The sequence below is a fragment of the Thioalkalivibrio sp. ALE10 genome, assembly GCF_000381385.1.
GTDB lineage: Bacteria > Pseudomonadota > Gammaproteobacteria > Ectothiorhodospirales > Ectothiorhodospiraceae > Thioalkalivibrio.
This window is the reverse complement of the sequence record NZ_KB906450.1, coordinates 645,647-658,510: the sequence shown is the minus strand read 5'-3', so window position 1 is coordinate 658,510 and position 12,864 is coordinate 645,647. Positions and strand designations below refer to the sequence as shown.

The window sequence follows — 12,864 nt, the reverse complement described above, 5'->3', positions numbered from 1 at the left end:
CGGCGCGCCTGAGCAGGGTATCCGCGTTGTCCCCGGATCGGCATTCGGTCAGCTCCGGGGGCCGCCAAAGGCCGCCGTTCCTCAGGGCTCTACCGGGAGCAGATCCTCGATGTCGACCTCGAGGATAGCGGCGATGCGACGCATGGCATCCACGGAACCGGACTTGCTACCGGCTTCCAGTTGGGAGATGTAGGACTTGCCCACCCCCGCCGCCGTCGCCAGCGACTCCTGCGTCAACCCGCGATGTTCACGCCAGACGCGCATCGGGTGCTCGTCCCCGGCCAGAAGCCGCTGCGCAACCGCCTCCGGCACAACCTCGTCCTCGCCACGCTCCAGCTCGACCATGGCGCGGTCGAAAGTCCGGATGTCCTCGGCCTTTTCGGCGCTCGCCACCAGGCGCTCATAGGTGTCGATGGGAACCACGGCATATTCGGGTTTGCCGTCGCGCTCGATGATCTGAACCGCTTCACTCATTTGTAGATGCCTCCTCGTGCGCCTGCGTCCAACACCAGAATGACCAGATCGTCATCCTGCCGACGAAACAGAACCCTCCACCGGCCGATGCGCAGACGGTAACCTTCGCGCCCCTGCAGTGGTCTGACATCCAGTCCCGGTTCGTCCGGGTCCCGTGCCAGCCGGCTCAGCGCCCCGGTCACGCGCTGGCGCTCTCCACGCGGCATCCGCGCCAGGCACTTGAGTGCCGACTTCTTGTAGTTCAACCGGTACACGAAGAAGAGTGTAGAAAAAGGTTTACCAACAGGCAACATAACGAATGCCCCGTCCCGGGCATCCATCCGAACCAAGGGCAACCCCGGCCCCGGGGCGCAGGTCTTTGTCGCCAGGGCGGGTATCCGGCTATGGTCCGGGGTACGGATCAAGGAGAGCTGGCATGACCCGACCGACCCCCCTGGACGCGGAACGGACCTACCATCGCTGCCCGCCGGAGCAGCTCGAGTTCGACACCACCGAAGAGCTGGAAGAACTGGAACTCCCCTGTGGCCAGGATCGGCTGCTGCGTGCGCTGGAATTCGGGGCGGGCATGCGCAGCGCGGGTTTCAACCTGTTCGTGCTCGGCCCCGAGGGCAGCGACCGGCACGACCTGGTGCGGCGTTTTCTCGCCCGCCGCGCGGCCAGCGAGGCGGTCCCTCCGGACTGGTGCCATGTCTTCAACTTCGACCGGCCGGAACGCCCCCACGCGATCCGTCTGCCGGCCGGCGAGGGGCGTCAGCTGCGCGATGATCTCGAGAATCTGGTCGAGGAGATGCGCACCAGCATCCCTGCCGCCTTCGAGAGCGACGAATACCAGGGGCGGCTGCGGGAACTGCAGGAGGAGATGTCCGAACGCCAGAACGAAGGCGTCCGCGAGGTCCAGGAGGAGGCCAACAAGCACGACATCGAGCTGGTCAGCACCCCCAGCGGCTTCACCTTCGCACCCGTCCGTGACGGCGAGGTCCTGGACCCGGAGGAATACGAGAAGCTGTCGGAGGAAGAACGCGAGCGCATCGAGCAGAAGGCCGAGGAACTGCAGAAACAGCTGCAGCAGGCCATCCAGCAGGTGCCCCGCCTGCGCAAGGAGCTGCGGGAGAAGGTCCACTCGCTGAACGAGGAGATGGTGCAGCTGACCCTCGGCGGCCCGATCCGCGAACTGAAGGAGAAGTGGGCGCACCTGCCGCGGGTGGCGGAACAGCTCGACGCCATCCACGGGCACGTGGTGGAACACGCCGAGGTCTTCCGCGGCGGCCACGACGAACACGGCGGGCAGGATGGGCAGAGCGGGCAGGATCACGCGCCCCCGGAAGCGCTGCTGGCCCGTTTCCGCGCCAATCTGCTGGTGGACCATGCGGAAACCGAAGGGGCGCCGGTGATCTACGAGGACCTGCCCAATCACCAGCATCTGACCAGCCAGATTGAACACCACGTGCACAACGGCGCGCTGTACACCGACTTCTCGCTGATCCGCGCCGGTGCGCTGCACCACGCCAGCGGCGGCTATCTGATCCTCGACGCCCGGCGGGTGCTGATGCAGCCGATGGCGTGGGACAGCCTGAAGCGCGTGCTGTTCTCCGGCGAGATCCGCATCGAGTCGCTGGAGCGGCTCTACGGCCTGGTCAGCACGGTCAGCCTGGAACCCGAACCGGTCCCGGTATCGCCCAAGGTGGTGCTGGTGGGCGACCGTCTGCTGTATTACCTGCTGTCGCATTACGACCCGGACTTCGCCGAGCTGTTCAAGGTCGAGGCCGACTTCGAGGACGATCTCGAGCGCGGCGAGGCCGGTTACGCCCTGTACGCGCGCATGCTCGCCAGCATGGCGCGGCGCGACGAACTGCGCCCGCTGGACCGCGGTGCCGTGGCCCGCACCATCGAACACGCCAGCCGTCTGGCCGGGGACCAGACCAAGCTCACCGCCCATGACCGCACCCTGCGCGACCTGCTGATGGAGGCCGACCACTGGGCGCGTCAGGCGGAGGCCGAAACCATCGGCGCCGCCCACATCGAACGCGCGATCGAGGAACGCATCGAGCGCTCGGCACGCGTACAGCGGCGCAGCCTGGAGCAGATCCGCCGCGGCACGGTGATGATCGCCACGGAAGGCAGACAGACGGCCCAGGTCAATGGCCTGTCCGTGATGCAGCTGGGCAGCCACCTGTTCGGACGCCCGCTGCGCATCACCGCGACCGCACGACCGGGCAAGGGCCAGGTCATCGACATCGAGCGCGAGGCCAGACTGGCGGGACCGATCCACAGCAAGAGCGTGATGATCCTTTCACGCTTTCTCGCCAGCCGTTACACCGGGGATGCGGAGCTGTCGCTGTCGGCCAGTCTCGCCTTCGAACAGTCCTACGGCGGGATCGAGGGCGATTCCGCCTCGGTCGCCGAGATCTGTGCCCTGCTGTCGGCCATCGCGCGGGTCCCGCTGAAGCAGGCGCTGGCGGTGACCGGCTCGGTCAACCAGCACGGCGAGGTCCAGGCCGTCGGCGGGGTCAACGAAAAGATCGAGGGGTTCTTCGATGTCTGTCGGGAAGCGGGCGAGATGAACGGCCACGGCGTGCTCATCCCGGCCAGCAACGTGGAGCACCTGATGCTGCGCCGCGACGTGCGCGAAGCCGTGGCCGCCGGCCGCTTCCGCGTGTACCCGCTGCGCTCGGTGGACGACGCCGTTGCCCTGCTCGCCGACATGCCCCCGGGGGAAGCGGACGCCGATGGCGAGTTCCCGGCGGAGAGCTTCAACCGCGCGGTCGCCGACCGGCTGGCGACCTTCGCCCGCCTTGCGCGGCATCGCCGGCACGACGATGCGGGCGCCGAGGACGCCGGCCCCGTTCCTCGGGACGAGGACAATGACTGACCCCGCGGGCACCCAGCCGCTCCCGTCGGCGGAGGCCGGGCGCATCCTGGTCCTGCTCGACGCCTCGCGCGCCAGCCAGGCCGCGCTCGAGGCCGCGGCGACCCTGGCCGCCACGCTGCAGGGCGAGCTGCAGGCGATCTTCGTCGAGGAGGCCGATCTGCTGCGCAGCGCCGCCTACCCCTTCACCCGCGAGATCGGTTCGCTCTCCGGGCAGCCGCGGCCGCTGGAAACCGGGCCGCTGGAAACCCGCCTGCGGCGCCGCGCCGCCCACCTCCGCCGTGCGGCCGAACAGGCCGCCGCGCGTGCAAGGATCCACTGCTCGCTCGAGGTCCGCCGCGGATCGGTGCGCCGCGAGGTGCTTGCGCTGACCACCCCGGGTGATTTCCTCGTGCTGGGCAAGATCGGATGGTCGGCCGCGACCGGCAGCCGCCTGGGCTCCACCGCCCGCAGCCTGGTCCATGAAGCCCCGGGACGGGTCCACCTCACCGGAACCCGGCCGACACGCCCCGACAGCCCGGTCCTGGTGGTGGTCGATGCCCCGGAGACCGCGCACGATGCGCTCGTCTTCGCCCGCGCCCGGGCCCGCCATCAACGACGCCCCCTGACCGTGTTGCTCGTCCCGCTGGACGACCCCGACGCCGCACGCGAGCGGGACCGGGCCCTGAGCGAATGGGCGGCGACCGACGACCCTCCGGTGCGGGTTCAGTCGCTGCGCTCGAGCGCTCCCCGCGAGCTGCTCCGCGCACTGGAACGTCAGCCGGCGGCCGAAGTGGTGCTCGGCCGCCGCAGCCCGCTGCTGGTCGGCCCGCAGGGCGACGCCCTGCTTGGCGCCCTCGAGGCCCCGGTCACCATCACGCCGTAGGGGCTGCGTCAGGCACCGGGAATGCCGCCGACGGCGCGCCCGCGTGCTAACCTTCGCGACCGTTTCACCAGCGATACCGGAAGGCCATGAAATACTTTCGTGCGATCAGCGTGATCGAGGGCATCTCCCTGATCACGCTGCTGTTTGTCGCCATGCCACTGCGCACCTACGCGGACATGCACATGGCGGTCACCTGGGTCGGCTGGATCCATGGCATCCTGTTCCTGATCTATGCGGCCGCCACCGTGGTGGCCAGCCACATGCGCGGCTGGTCGGTTCTGAAGTGGCTGCTGGTACTGATCATGGGCGTGGTGCCCTTCGGGTTCGTGTACGTGGACTGGATGATCCGGCGCGAGCTGACGCGCGAGCTGCAGCACGCCTGACCGTCCGCAAACGGAGGCAAGCGTGGACAACACCATCGAGGTGGAAGGCCTGGTCCGGGATTTCGCCGGCACCCGCGCGGTGGACGAGGTCAGCCTGCAGGTCCCCGCCGGCCATGTACTGGGACTGCTGGGCCCGAACGGCGCCGGCAAGACCACCACGGTGCGCATGCTGGCGACCCTGCTCTCGCCCAACGCCGGTCGCGCGCGGGTCGGCGGCCTCGATGTCGTCGACGAGGCGGCGCGGGTGCGCGAGATCATCGGCCTGACCGGCCAGTACGCCTCGGTGGACGAGAAGCTGACCGGGCGCGAGAACCTGATCCTGATCGCCCGCCTGCTGGGCATGAAACGCGCCGCGGCCCGGGCCCGCGCCGACGAGCTGCTGGCCGACTTCTCCCTGCGGGACGCCGGGCACCGCCCGGTGCAGACCTATTCCGGCGGCATGCGCCGGCGGCTGGATCTGGCGGCCAGCCTGGTCGGCCGCCCGCGCATCCTGTTCCTCGACGAACCTTCCACCGGACTGGACCCGCGTGCCCGCCGCGACCTGTGGGCGCGGGTGCGCCGGCTGCAGGACGCCGGCACCACGGTGCTGCTGACCACCCAGTACCTCGAGGAGGCCGATGCGCTGGCCGATTCCATCGTGGTGCTGGATCAGGGCCGCGTGATCGCCGAGGGCACGGCCGCGGAGCTGAAGGCCCGGGTCGGCACGCGCACGCTGTTCCTGCGCCTGGCGCGGGCGGACCAGGCGGATGCGGCCGCCCGCCAGGTGGCCACGCTCACCGGCAGCGAACCGCATGTGGAAGGCGAGACCCTCAGCGCACCGGTGACCGAGTCCTCGCTGCTGCCGGCGGTGCTGCGCGAGCTGGATGCCGCCGGGATCGAGGTCGCGGAGCTGGGCCTGCGCAGCGCCAGCCTGGACGACGTGTTCCTTACACTCACCGGGCAGACCGGCAGCGCCGACGCGCTGGCCGATTCCGCCAGGCACAGCGGGGAGGATGCCGCATGAACGCCCTCGACCAGACCCTCGCGCTGGCCTGGCGCAGCCTGGTGCAGGTGCGCCGCAATCCGTGGGAGCTGGGGGACTACTCCATCCAGCCGATCCTGTTCCTGGTGCTGTTCCTGTTCGTGTTCGGCGGGGCCATCGCCGGCTCGCCGGATGACTACCTCGCCTTCGTGCTGCCGGGCGTGATCGTGATGAACATGCTGTTCGTCACGGTGTATGTCGGCCACGGCCTCAACACCGACCTGACCCGCGGGGTGTTCGACCGCTTCCGCGCCCTGCCCATCCCGCGCTGGGCGCCGCTGGCCGGCCGCATCCTCGCGGACGTAGTGAAGCAGGTGCTGTGCATCGCCCTGCTGCTGATCGTGGGCTACCTGCTGGGCTTCCGCCTGGCCACCTCCTTCGGCCATCTGCTGGTCATGGTGCTGCTGGTGCTGACCTTCGCGGTGGCCTTCTCCTGGGTGATGGTGCTGGTCGGCGTGCTCGCGCGCGACCCGGAACACGTACAGCTGTTCGGCTTCACCGCGCTGTTCCCGGTCACGTTCGTCAGCTCGGCGTTTGTCCCGGTGGAGACCATGCCCGAGTGGCTGCAGGGCTTCGTGCAGGCCAACCCGGTGTCGCTCCTGACCGACGCCGCGCGCGGGCTGATGAACGACGATGGAGCGGTCGCGGCCCCGGCGCTGGCATCGCTGGCCTGGGCAGCGGGGATCGCGGCGGTGTTCGCGCCGTTGTCGGTGTGGGTGCTCAACCGCCGGCTGGCGCGCGGCTGAGCCCTGGCGGGCGCTACGCCCGCGGGTGGCCGGACAGAAAAAAGGCCGCTGCACGGATGCAACGGCCCAAAGGCCCCGTGTGATGGGGTGTGCGGATTCAGTAGACGGGCACCAGCGCGTAGCCCTGGTTCTGATAGCCCATCACCGCGATGAATCCGCTGCGCACGACGTTGATCGGCTCCAGGATCGTGTCGTTGTCCACGCCATAGGCGCGCGTGGCCGCGGCGCAGACTTCCATCTGCACGCCCAGCTCATCCAGCCGGTCCACCGCCTTCGCGATCTCCTCCAGGGTCTCCGCGTGGTCGATGTCGACCTCCGGCTCCGGATCGGTGGTGATGAACTTGACCGCCTCGGCGATAAACACCATCCGCAGGTCGGGCTCCACGCCCTCCTTGAGCAGGTTCTCGTGGTTGGTGGCGATGCCGCGCAGGTACGCCAGCATCACGTCCGGATCGGACTTGCGCATGTCGTAGACCGCCCGCATGGTCTCGATCCCCTGCGTGGCCTCACGGTTGTCCAGGCCCTCGTCGTCGGCGACCGCCGGCACGGCCAGACCGAGCGGCAGGACGCAGGCGAAAAAGATGCTCAGTATCGTTTTTCTCATGTAGTTTCCTCCTCCTGGTGGTTTTCCGGTTGCTCCACTCGGGCTCAGTAGATCGGGATCACCGCATAGCCCTGCGCCTGATACCCGGTCAGCGACACGAAGGTATTGCGTACGGGATCAATACCCGGCAGAAGGTTGTGGTTCTCCACGCCAAACAGGCGCGTGGCCACCGAACAGGCCTCCATCCGCACGCCCTTCTCCCGCAGCGCGGCGATGTGCTCCTCGATCGCGTCCAGATGCTCGAACTGCGTCAGTTCGAACCGCTCGCGGTCCTCGCTGACCATGGTCACCGCCAGCCCGCGGAAGGCGAGGATCATGTCCGGCTCCACGCCCTGGTCGGTGAAGTCCTCGTGGGTCTCGCGGATCACCATCAGGTACAGCGCCAGCCCCTCGGGGTCGCTGTTGTTGAGATCGAACACCACGCGCCCGGTCTCGACGCCCTCCAGCGCCTTCGCGTCGGTGGGTTCGGCGCCGGCTTCGGCGGCGGACACCGCCAGCATTGGCCATGCGGCCAGCGCCAGCAGCAACGGCAGTACGGCCATTCTTTTCATCATCATGCGTTCTCCCGGGTGGTGTTGCGAGGCGGATCCATCGCAATCGCCCGCCATGCCGCCTCCTGCATGTCGGGCAAAAAGTCGGACAGGGGACGGTCCAGCACGCCGTCGAGGTACAGGTGCAGCAGGCGGATGGCTCCACCGAAGGCCACGGTGGCCGCCACCGGCACCTCCATCGGCCGCAGCTCGCCGGCCGCCATGCCCTGCTCGATGCATTCGCGCATGCGCTGGAACGGCTGCGACGAACACACCGGCGGTTCATCCGGCAGGAACTCCCGGTGGCGGGACTCCAGCACGAAGCGCATGGTCTGCGGGGCCTGTGCGGTGGTCTCGAACAGAAAGGCGATGATCCCGTCGCAGCGCGTGCGGCAGTCCTGACTCTCCTCCATCACCTGCTGCAGCCCGGCATCCATGCGCTGCAGCAGGTCGTCGTACAGCGCCTTGGCCAGGGCCTCCTTGTTGCCGAAGTGATGATAGATCGAACCGATGGACACCCCGGCCTGGCGGCGGATGTCGTGGATGGAGGTATTGAAATAGCCGTCGGTGCTGAAGCGCTCGAGCGCGGTGTCCAGCACCAGCTTGCGCAGGGTCTCCCCGCGTACGACCTTTCCGGGACTGGCAGTCATCGACGCCTCACTAAAACGAACGTTCGTTCTAATCTACACCCGCAATGCGTCGGGGGAAAGACCCGACCCGGCTCAGCCGGTGGTGAACCGCTCCGGCGGCGGCTGCGGGATCGGAACGTCCTCGACCTGCAGATCGTCCACCCGGGCCTGGCGCGGGCCCTCCTGCAGCCACGTCCCGAGCCGGTCGAGGGCCTCGGGCGAGCCCACCGCCAGCACCTCCACGCTGCCGTCGGGGAGATTGCGGGCATGGCCGGTCAGGCCCAGCGGGCGCGCCTGTTTCTGCGTGGAGGCGCGGAAGAACACGCCCTGCACCCGGCCGCTGACACGCCAGCGGCGGGCCCGGTTATCATTGGCCTCAGTCATGAATCCTTCACCTCCGGAGTCCGTGCATGTCCGAATCGCCACGCCCTACGCTGTACCACAACCCGCGCTGCAGCAAGTCCCGCGCCGCGCTGGCCCTGCTGCGTGAACGCGACATCGAGCCGGAGATCGTCGAATACCTGAAGACCCCGCCGGATGCCGACACCCTGCGTGCAATCCTCGCCCGCCTGGGCCTGGGCCCGCGGGATGTCCTGCGCACCGGCGAGGCCGAATACCGCGAACTGGGCCTGAAGGACGCCGAGCTGGACGACGAGGCGCTGATCCGGACCATGGTCGAACACCCGAAACTGATCGAGCGCCCGATCCTGGTCCACGGTGACGCCGCACGCATCGGCCGGCCGCCCGAACAGATCCTGGAGATCCTCCCATGAGCGCCGCCGTGGAAGTCCTGGTGCTGTACTACAGCCGCTACGGGGCCACTGCCGAACTGGCTCGCCACGTGGCCACCGGCGTGGAGCAGTCCGGGGCCACCGCCCGGGTGCGCACGGTCCCGCCGGTGACCACCGGCACCCCGGGCGACACCCCGGCGGTGCCCGACAGTGGCCCGCCGTGGGCCGAGACCCGCGATCTGGAAGAATGCGCCGGGCTGGTGCTGGGCTCGCCGACCCGCTTCGGCAACATGGCCGCGCCGCTGAAGCATTTCCTCGATGGCACCAGCGGGCTGTGGGCCAGCGGCGGCCTGGTGGATCGCCCGTTCGGGGTGTTCACCAGCACCGCCAGCCAGCATGGCGGCCAGGAGACCACCCTGCTGACCATGGCCCTGCCGCTGATCCATCAGGGCATGCTGTGGGCCGGCGTGCCGTACACCGTGCCGGAGCTCTCCGCGACCACCACCGGCGGCACGCCCTACGGCGCCAGCCACGTGGCCGGAGAACGCGGCGAGGCGCCGGTCTCGCGCGAGGAACAGCGCATCGCCGGCGCGCTGGGCGAACGCGTGGGACGGCTGGCGCAGCGGCTGCAGGCCGCAGAGGGCCAGGGAGGCGGCAAGGCATGAACCTCGTGGCCCTGTTCCGCTGGATGACCCTGATCGGGTGGTTCGGCCTGTTCGCCACCCTGCTGGCGTTCACCGGCTGGCTGCAGCCGCCGGAGGCCCTGCCGCGCGCCCTCGCGCTGGCCATCCTGCTGGTGCCGCTGCTGTTCCCGCTGCGCGGGATCCTGCATGCGCGCCGCTACACCCATGCCTGGGCCAGCCTGCTGGCGCTGGCCTACATCACCCTCGGGATCACACTGGCATCGGTCGCCAGCGACCGTCTCTACGGTGCGCTGGTCACGGGCTTCAGCCTGGCCTGGTTCGCCGGCTGCCTGCTGTTCGTGAAGCTTGACGCGCGCCGCGCCCGCGCGGCTCAGTCGGCGGCCGAACGCGCCAGCTGATCGCGCACGAAGGGGATGGTCAGGCGGCGCTGTTCGGCCAGCGCCGCCAGATCGAGGCGTTCCAGCAGGACCAGCAGCGCGGCCACGTCCCGCCGCTGGTGGCGCAGTACGTAGTTGGCGACCGCATCCGGCATCTCCAGGCCGCGCCGCCGGGCGCGGTCCACCAGGATGCGCCGGAGGTCCTCTTCCTCCGGGGGCTCCAGGCGGAATACCGGCCCCCAGCCCAGACGGGAGCTCAGATCCGGCAGGGTGGCGCCCATGCCGTCCGGCGGTTCCGGCGCCGCCAGCAACACCCGACAACCGGCATCGCGCAGACGGTTGAGCAGGCCGAACAGCGCCTCGTCCCAGGCCGGCGAGCCGACCACCGCCGCGAGGTCATCCAGCGCCACCAGCCCTGAACGCTCCAGCCCGTCCAGCACCGCCGCGGGCGGCGCCGTGGCCAGTTCGGCCAGCGGCAGGTAGGCGGCCCGGTCGCCGCGCTCGTGCGCCACGTGGCAGGCGGCCTGCAGCAGATGGGTCTTGCCGGTCGCGCCCGGCCCGTGCAGATAGACCTGCGGCTGACTCAGCCCGGCGTTGCGCCCCAGGCTCTCCACGGTGTCGCGCGCGACCCGGTTGGCCTCGGCGTGGTATTCCGCAAAGCGCGATGCATCGCGCAGCCGCAGGTCCAGCGGGAGCTGGGCCACGTCGGTGTCGGCGCTGGCGGGATCTCGGGTCACGGGTCGGCATCCCCTCCGGGGGCGGGCTGATTGAGCGCGCGATAATGCGCCAGCGCGTGGCGCACCGCAACGGCCAGCACCGCCGCTACCGGCAGGGCCAGCAGCACCCCCACGAACCCGAACAGCTGCCCTCCGGCCAGCACGGCGAAGATCACTGCCACCGGGTGCAGCCCGGTGCGGTCCCCCACCAGCCACGGCGTCAGCCAGACCGATTCGAGGACCTGCGCCACCGCGAAGATCGCCCACACCACCAGCAGCAGGACCCAGCCATCCCCGGCAAACAGCACCGCGGCACTGGCCAGGCTGATGCCCACGATCACGCCCACGTACGGGATGAAACTCACCACGCCCGCGATCACGCCGATGGCCAGCCCCAGCTCCACGCCCGCCAGCGACAGGGCCACCGCATAGAACAGGCCCAGCGAAACCATCACCAGCAGCTGCCCGCGCAGGAACGCACCCAGCACCTCGTCGGATTCGCGCGCGAAGGTCTCCACCGCGGGCCGCCAGCCCAGCGGCAGCAGGTCGTGCAGGCCGTCGATCAGGCGCGGCCAGTCGCGCAGCAGATAGAAGCTCACCACCGGGATCAGCACCAGGTTGAGCACGCCCATCACCAGCGCGGTGGTGGAACTGCCGATCCAGTGCAGCGCGCCGCCGGCCAGGCCGCCCGCCTCCTGCCAGTGGCGCGCCACCATGTCCTGCACCGCCTGCGGATCCAGCGCCGGGATGCCGTCGCCGAAATGCCGCTCCAGCCATGGCCGTGCCTGCTGGTCGAACCACGCCATGATCTCCGGCAGGAACAGGAACAACCGCTCCAGCTGGGCGGCAACCAGCGGAATCAGGATCAGCACCACCGCCGCCAGCAGCAGCATCACCAGCAGGAAGATGACCAGCGTGGCCACCGTGCGCGAGGTGTTCAGGCGCACCCCCAGGCGGGTCACCAGCGGATTGAACAGGTAGCCCACCAGCAGCGCGACCAGAAACGGCATGAGAATGGGTGCCAGCAGATACAGCGCGCCGGCCACGACCAGCAGCCCCAGCAGCGCGGCCACGGTGGCGGCGGATACGTTCCCCGGGGCCGGGCCACCGGGGGGCAGGGTTTCTGCGCTCATCGGATCCTCCCCCGGATCAACGCACACCCAGCCACAGTGCGGCGTCGGGGAGCCCGGCCTCTTCCCGTTCCTCCTCCTCGGCCGCGGGGAAACCCGCGTCCTGCAGCACTTCGTCCAGGGCCTCGGCATCCAGACCGGTGCGCAACCGCAGGGTCAGGGCGGCCCCGCCCAGCGAGTCCAGCTGCACGCGTTCGATCGCCTCCATGCCGCCCAGCCGGGCACGCAACTGGCGAAAACCGTCGAAACCCGCCACCCCGGTAAAGCCCACCGTGATCCACTCGGGGTCGTCCGGCACCCGCGCCAGGTCAGCGCCCATCCGGTCCAGCGCCGTGGCGGTCGCCCGACGCGCGGCCGCCGGGGCATCCGCGCCGGTGGCCTCGGCACGGTATTCGCGGTCCCGGTGCACCAGCAGGGCCCGCGCGCGGGTCTCGCCTTCCGCCGGTCGCAGGTGCAGCAGGATCAGGCCGTCCGGACCGTAGCGCCGAGCGGCCTCGAACAGCGGTTCGGTCACGCGTCCGACGATGTCGCTGATGCGCGCCTCGCGCCGGTCCTGCAGATCCCCCAGCGGCAACAGCAGCGGCATGTCCCGCTCGCCGGCCAGGGTCTCCAGTGCGGCCAGCACGCCGGAGTCCTCCCCGACGGACGCGGTGCCCAGCAGGTCACGCCGGCCGTCGGCCTCCTCCACCGCCCACACCAGCAGGGACGGACGCGAGCCGACGATCATCGGAACGGCGGCGTCGCGCAGCGACCGGCGCAGGGCAGTCCGGTCGAACTCCAGGCGATAGCCGCCCGCGTCGCGCGCCTGCTGGCGCTCCAGCGCCGCCGGCAGTTCGTCATCGTCCGGGGTCTCGCGCAGCTCGTCGGCGAGCGCCCGCACCGCGTCCGAATCCAGCCCCGCCACCCGCACCAGCGCCGCGTGGAGCCCTTCCGCCAGCGCCGCTTCGCGCTCTTCCGCATCGCTCTGAACGACCAGCGTCCCCGCCCCCGCGGCCTGTGGCAGCAGAGCGATCAGCCACAGGGACAGGAACAGGGCGACAGCGGAAATGGAACGCGACACGGCAGGCATGGGACTCACGGGCAGCAGGCAGGCAACACGCCGCTCAACATAGCACAGCGCCCGCCGCCGGCGCGCCGCCCGCGCTTTG

General features: G+C 69.9%; 17 protein-coding genes. 8 read left to right on the top strand and 9 right to left on the bottom strand.

The window, feature by feature from the left end; translation table 11 throughout:
* Positions 1-81 precede the first annotated feature (81 nt).
* Both F788_RS0103320 and F788_RS13320 read right to left on the bottom strand, forming a co-directional pair.
* Complete coding sequence (locus F788_RS0103320; protein WP_018946494.1) at positions 82-474, bottom strand: helix-turn-helix domain-containing protein; 393 nt, start codon at positions 472-474, stop codon at positions 82-84.
* Complete coding sequence (locus tag F788_RS13320; protein ID WP_024328514.1) at positions 471-728, bottom strand: type II toxin-antitoxin system RelE/ParE family toxin; 258 nt, start codon at positions 726-728, stop codon at positions 471-473. Before F788_RS13320 ends, F788_RS0103320 begins: the two co-directional genes overlap by 4 nt.
* Before the next feature lie 161 nt (positions 729-889).
* On the opposite strand from F788_RS13320, the gene F788_RS0103310 reads away from it, so the two are divergent.
* The 5 genes from F788_RS0103310 (at position 890) to F788_RS0103290 (ending at position 6,355) form a co-directional block, all read left to right on the top strand.
* Complete coding sequence (locus F788_RS0103310) at positions 890-3,343, top strand: Lon protease family protein (RefSeq protein WP_019589249.1); 2,454 nt, start codon at positions 890-892, stop codon at positions 3,341-3,343.
* The gene (locus F788_RS0103305; protein WP_019589248.1) at positions 3,336-4,205 is read left to right on the top strand and encodes a universal stress protein; all 870 of its coding nucleotides are present in this window, start codon (positions 3,336-3,338) and stop codon (positions 4,203-4,205) included. The genes F788_RS0103310 and F788_RS0103305 overlap by 8 nt, the downstream gene beginning before the upstream one ends.
* Before the next feature lie 86 nt (positions 4,206-4,291).
* Positions 4,292-4,588: a DUF3817 domain-containing protein gene (locus tag F788_RS0103300; protein ID WP_019589247.1), complete on the top strand. Its 297-nt coding sequence runs from the start codon at positions 4,292-4,294 to the stop codon at positions 4,586-4,588.
* 22 nt (positions 4,589-4,610) lie between these two features.
* Positions 4,611-5,591 carry a daunorubicin resistance protein DrrA family ABC transporter ATP-binding protein gene (locus tag F788_RS0103295; RefSeq protein ID WP_019589246.1) on the top strand — a complete coding sequence of 327 codons (981 nt, stop codon included), beginning with the start codon at positions 4,611-4,613 and terminating at the stop codon, positions 5,589-5,591.
* A complete protein-coding gene (locus F788_RS0103290) occupies positions 5,588-6,355 on the top strand; it encodes an ABC transporter permease (RefSeq protein ID WP_018946500.1) in 768 nt (255 codons plus the stop codon). The genes F788_RS0103295 and F788_RS0103290 overlap by 4 nt, the downstream gene beginning before the upstream one ends.
* Positions 6,356-6,452: 97 nt before the next feature.
* Here F788_RS0103290 and F788_RS0103285 read toward each other — a convergent pair whose 3' ends face one another.
* The 4 genes from F788_RS0103285 to F788_RS0103270 all read right to left on the bottom strand — a co-directional run bounded on the left by F788_RS0103285 (position 6,453) and on the right by F788_RS0103270 (position 8,502).
* The gene (locus F788_RS0103285; protein WP_019589245.1) at positions 6,453-6,959 is read right to left on the bottom strand and encodes a DsrE family protein; all 507 of its coding nucleotides are present in this window, start codon (positions 6,957-6,959) and stop codon (positions 6,453-6,455) included.
* A gap of 44 nt (positions 6,960-7,003) precedes the next feature.
* Positions 7,004-7,510 carry a DsrE family protein gene (locus F788_RS0103280; RefSeq protein ID WP_026332690.1) on the bottom strand — a complete coding sequence of 169 codons (507 nt, stop codon included), beginning with the start codon at positions 7,508-7,510 and terminating at the stop codon, positions 7,004-7,006.
* A 2-nt stretch (positions 7,511-7,512) separates the two neighbouring features.
* A complete protein-coding gene (locus F788_RS0103275) occupies positions 7,513-8,139 on the bottom strand; it encodes a TetR/AcrR family transcriptional regulator (protein ID WP_018946503.1) in 627 nt (208 codons plus the stop codon).
* Between the two features lie 72 nt (positions 8,140-8,211).
* On the bottom strand, positions 8,212-8,502 hold the full coding sequence (locus F788_RS0103270) for an acylphosphatase (protein WP_018946504.1): 291 nt from the start codon (positions 8,500-8,502) through the stop codon (positions 8,212-8,214).
* Positions 8,503-8,528: 26 nt separating this feature from the next.
* Between F788_RS0103270 and arsC the strand changes: the two genes are divergently transcribed.
* The 3 genes from arsC to F788_RS0103255 are packed head-to-tail and all read left to right on the top strand — an operon-like array spanning position 8,529 to position 9,891.
* Positions 8,529-8,891 (top strand): arsenate reductase (glutaredoxin), encoded by a 363-nt coding sequence (gene arsC / locus F788_RS0103265; RefSeq protein ID WP_018870109.1) that lies wholly within the window; start codon positions 8,529-8,531, stop codon positions 8,889-8,891.
* Positions 8,888-9,514: an NAD(P)H:quinone oxidoreductase gene (gene wrbA / locus F788_RS0103260; RefSeq protein ID WP_019589243.1), complete on the top strand. Its 627-nt coding sequence runs from the start codon at positions 8,888-8,890 to the stop codon at positions 9,512-9,514. Before arsC ends, wrbA begins: the two co-directional genes overlap by 4 nt.
* Complete coding sequence (locus F788_RS0103255; protein ID WP_018870111.1) at positions 9,511-9,891, top strand: DUF2069 domain-containing protein; 381 nt, start codon at positions 9,511-9,513, stop codon at positions 9,889-9,891. The genes wrbA and F788_RS0103255 overlap by 4 nt, the downstream gene beginning before the upstream one ends.
* Here the strand turns inward: F788_RS0103255 and hda are convergent.
* The 3 genes from hda to F788_RS0103240 are packed head-to-tail and all read right to left on the bottom strand — an operon-like array spanning position 9,864 to position 12,785.
* Positions 9,864-10,607, bottom strand: coding sequence for a DnaA regulatory inactivator Hda (gene hda / locus F788_RS0103250; RefSeq protein ID WP_019589242.1), 744 nt, complete (start codon positions 10,605-10,607; stop codon positions 9,864-9,866). The two genes, F788_RS0103255 and hda, sit on opposite strands and share 28 nt — an antisense overlap.
* On the bottom strand, positions 10,604-11,719 hold the full coding sequence (locus F788_RS0103245; RefSeq protein WP_019589241.1) for an AI-2E family transporter: 1,116 nt from the start codon (positions 11,717-11,719) through the stop codon (positions 10,604-10,606). The genes hda and F788_RS0103245 overlap by 4 nt, the downstream gene beginning before the upstream one ends.
* Before the next feature lie 16 nt (positions 11,720-11,735).
* Positions 11,736-12,785, bottom strand: a complete 1,050-nt coding sequence (locus F788_RS0103240; RefSeq protein WP_019589240.1) for a DUF2066 domain-containing protein — start codon at positions 12,783-12,785, stop codon at positions 11,736-11,738.
* Between the last annotated feature and the right edge of the window lie 79 nt (positions 12,786-12,864).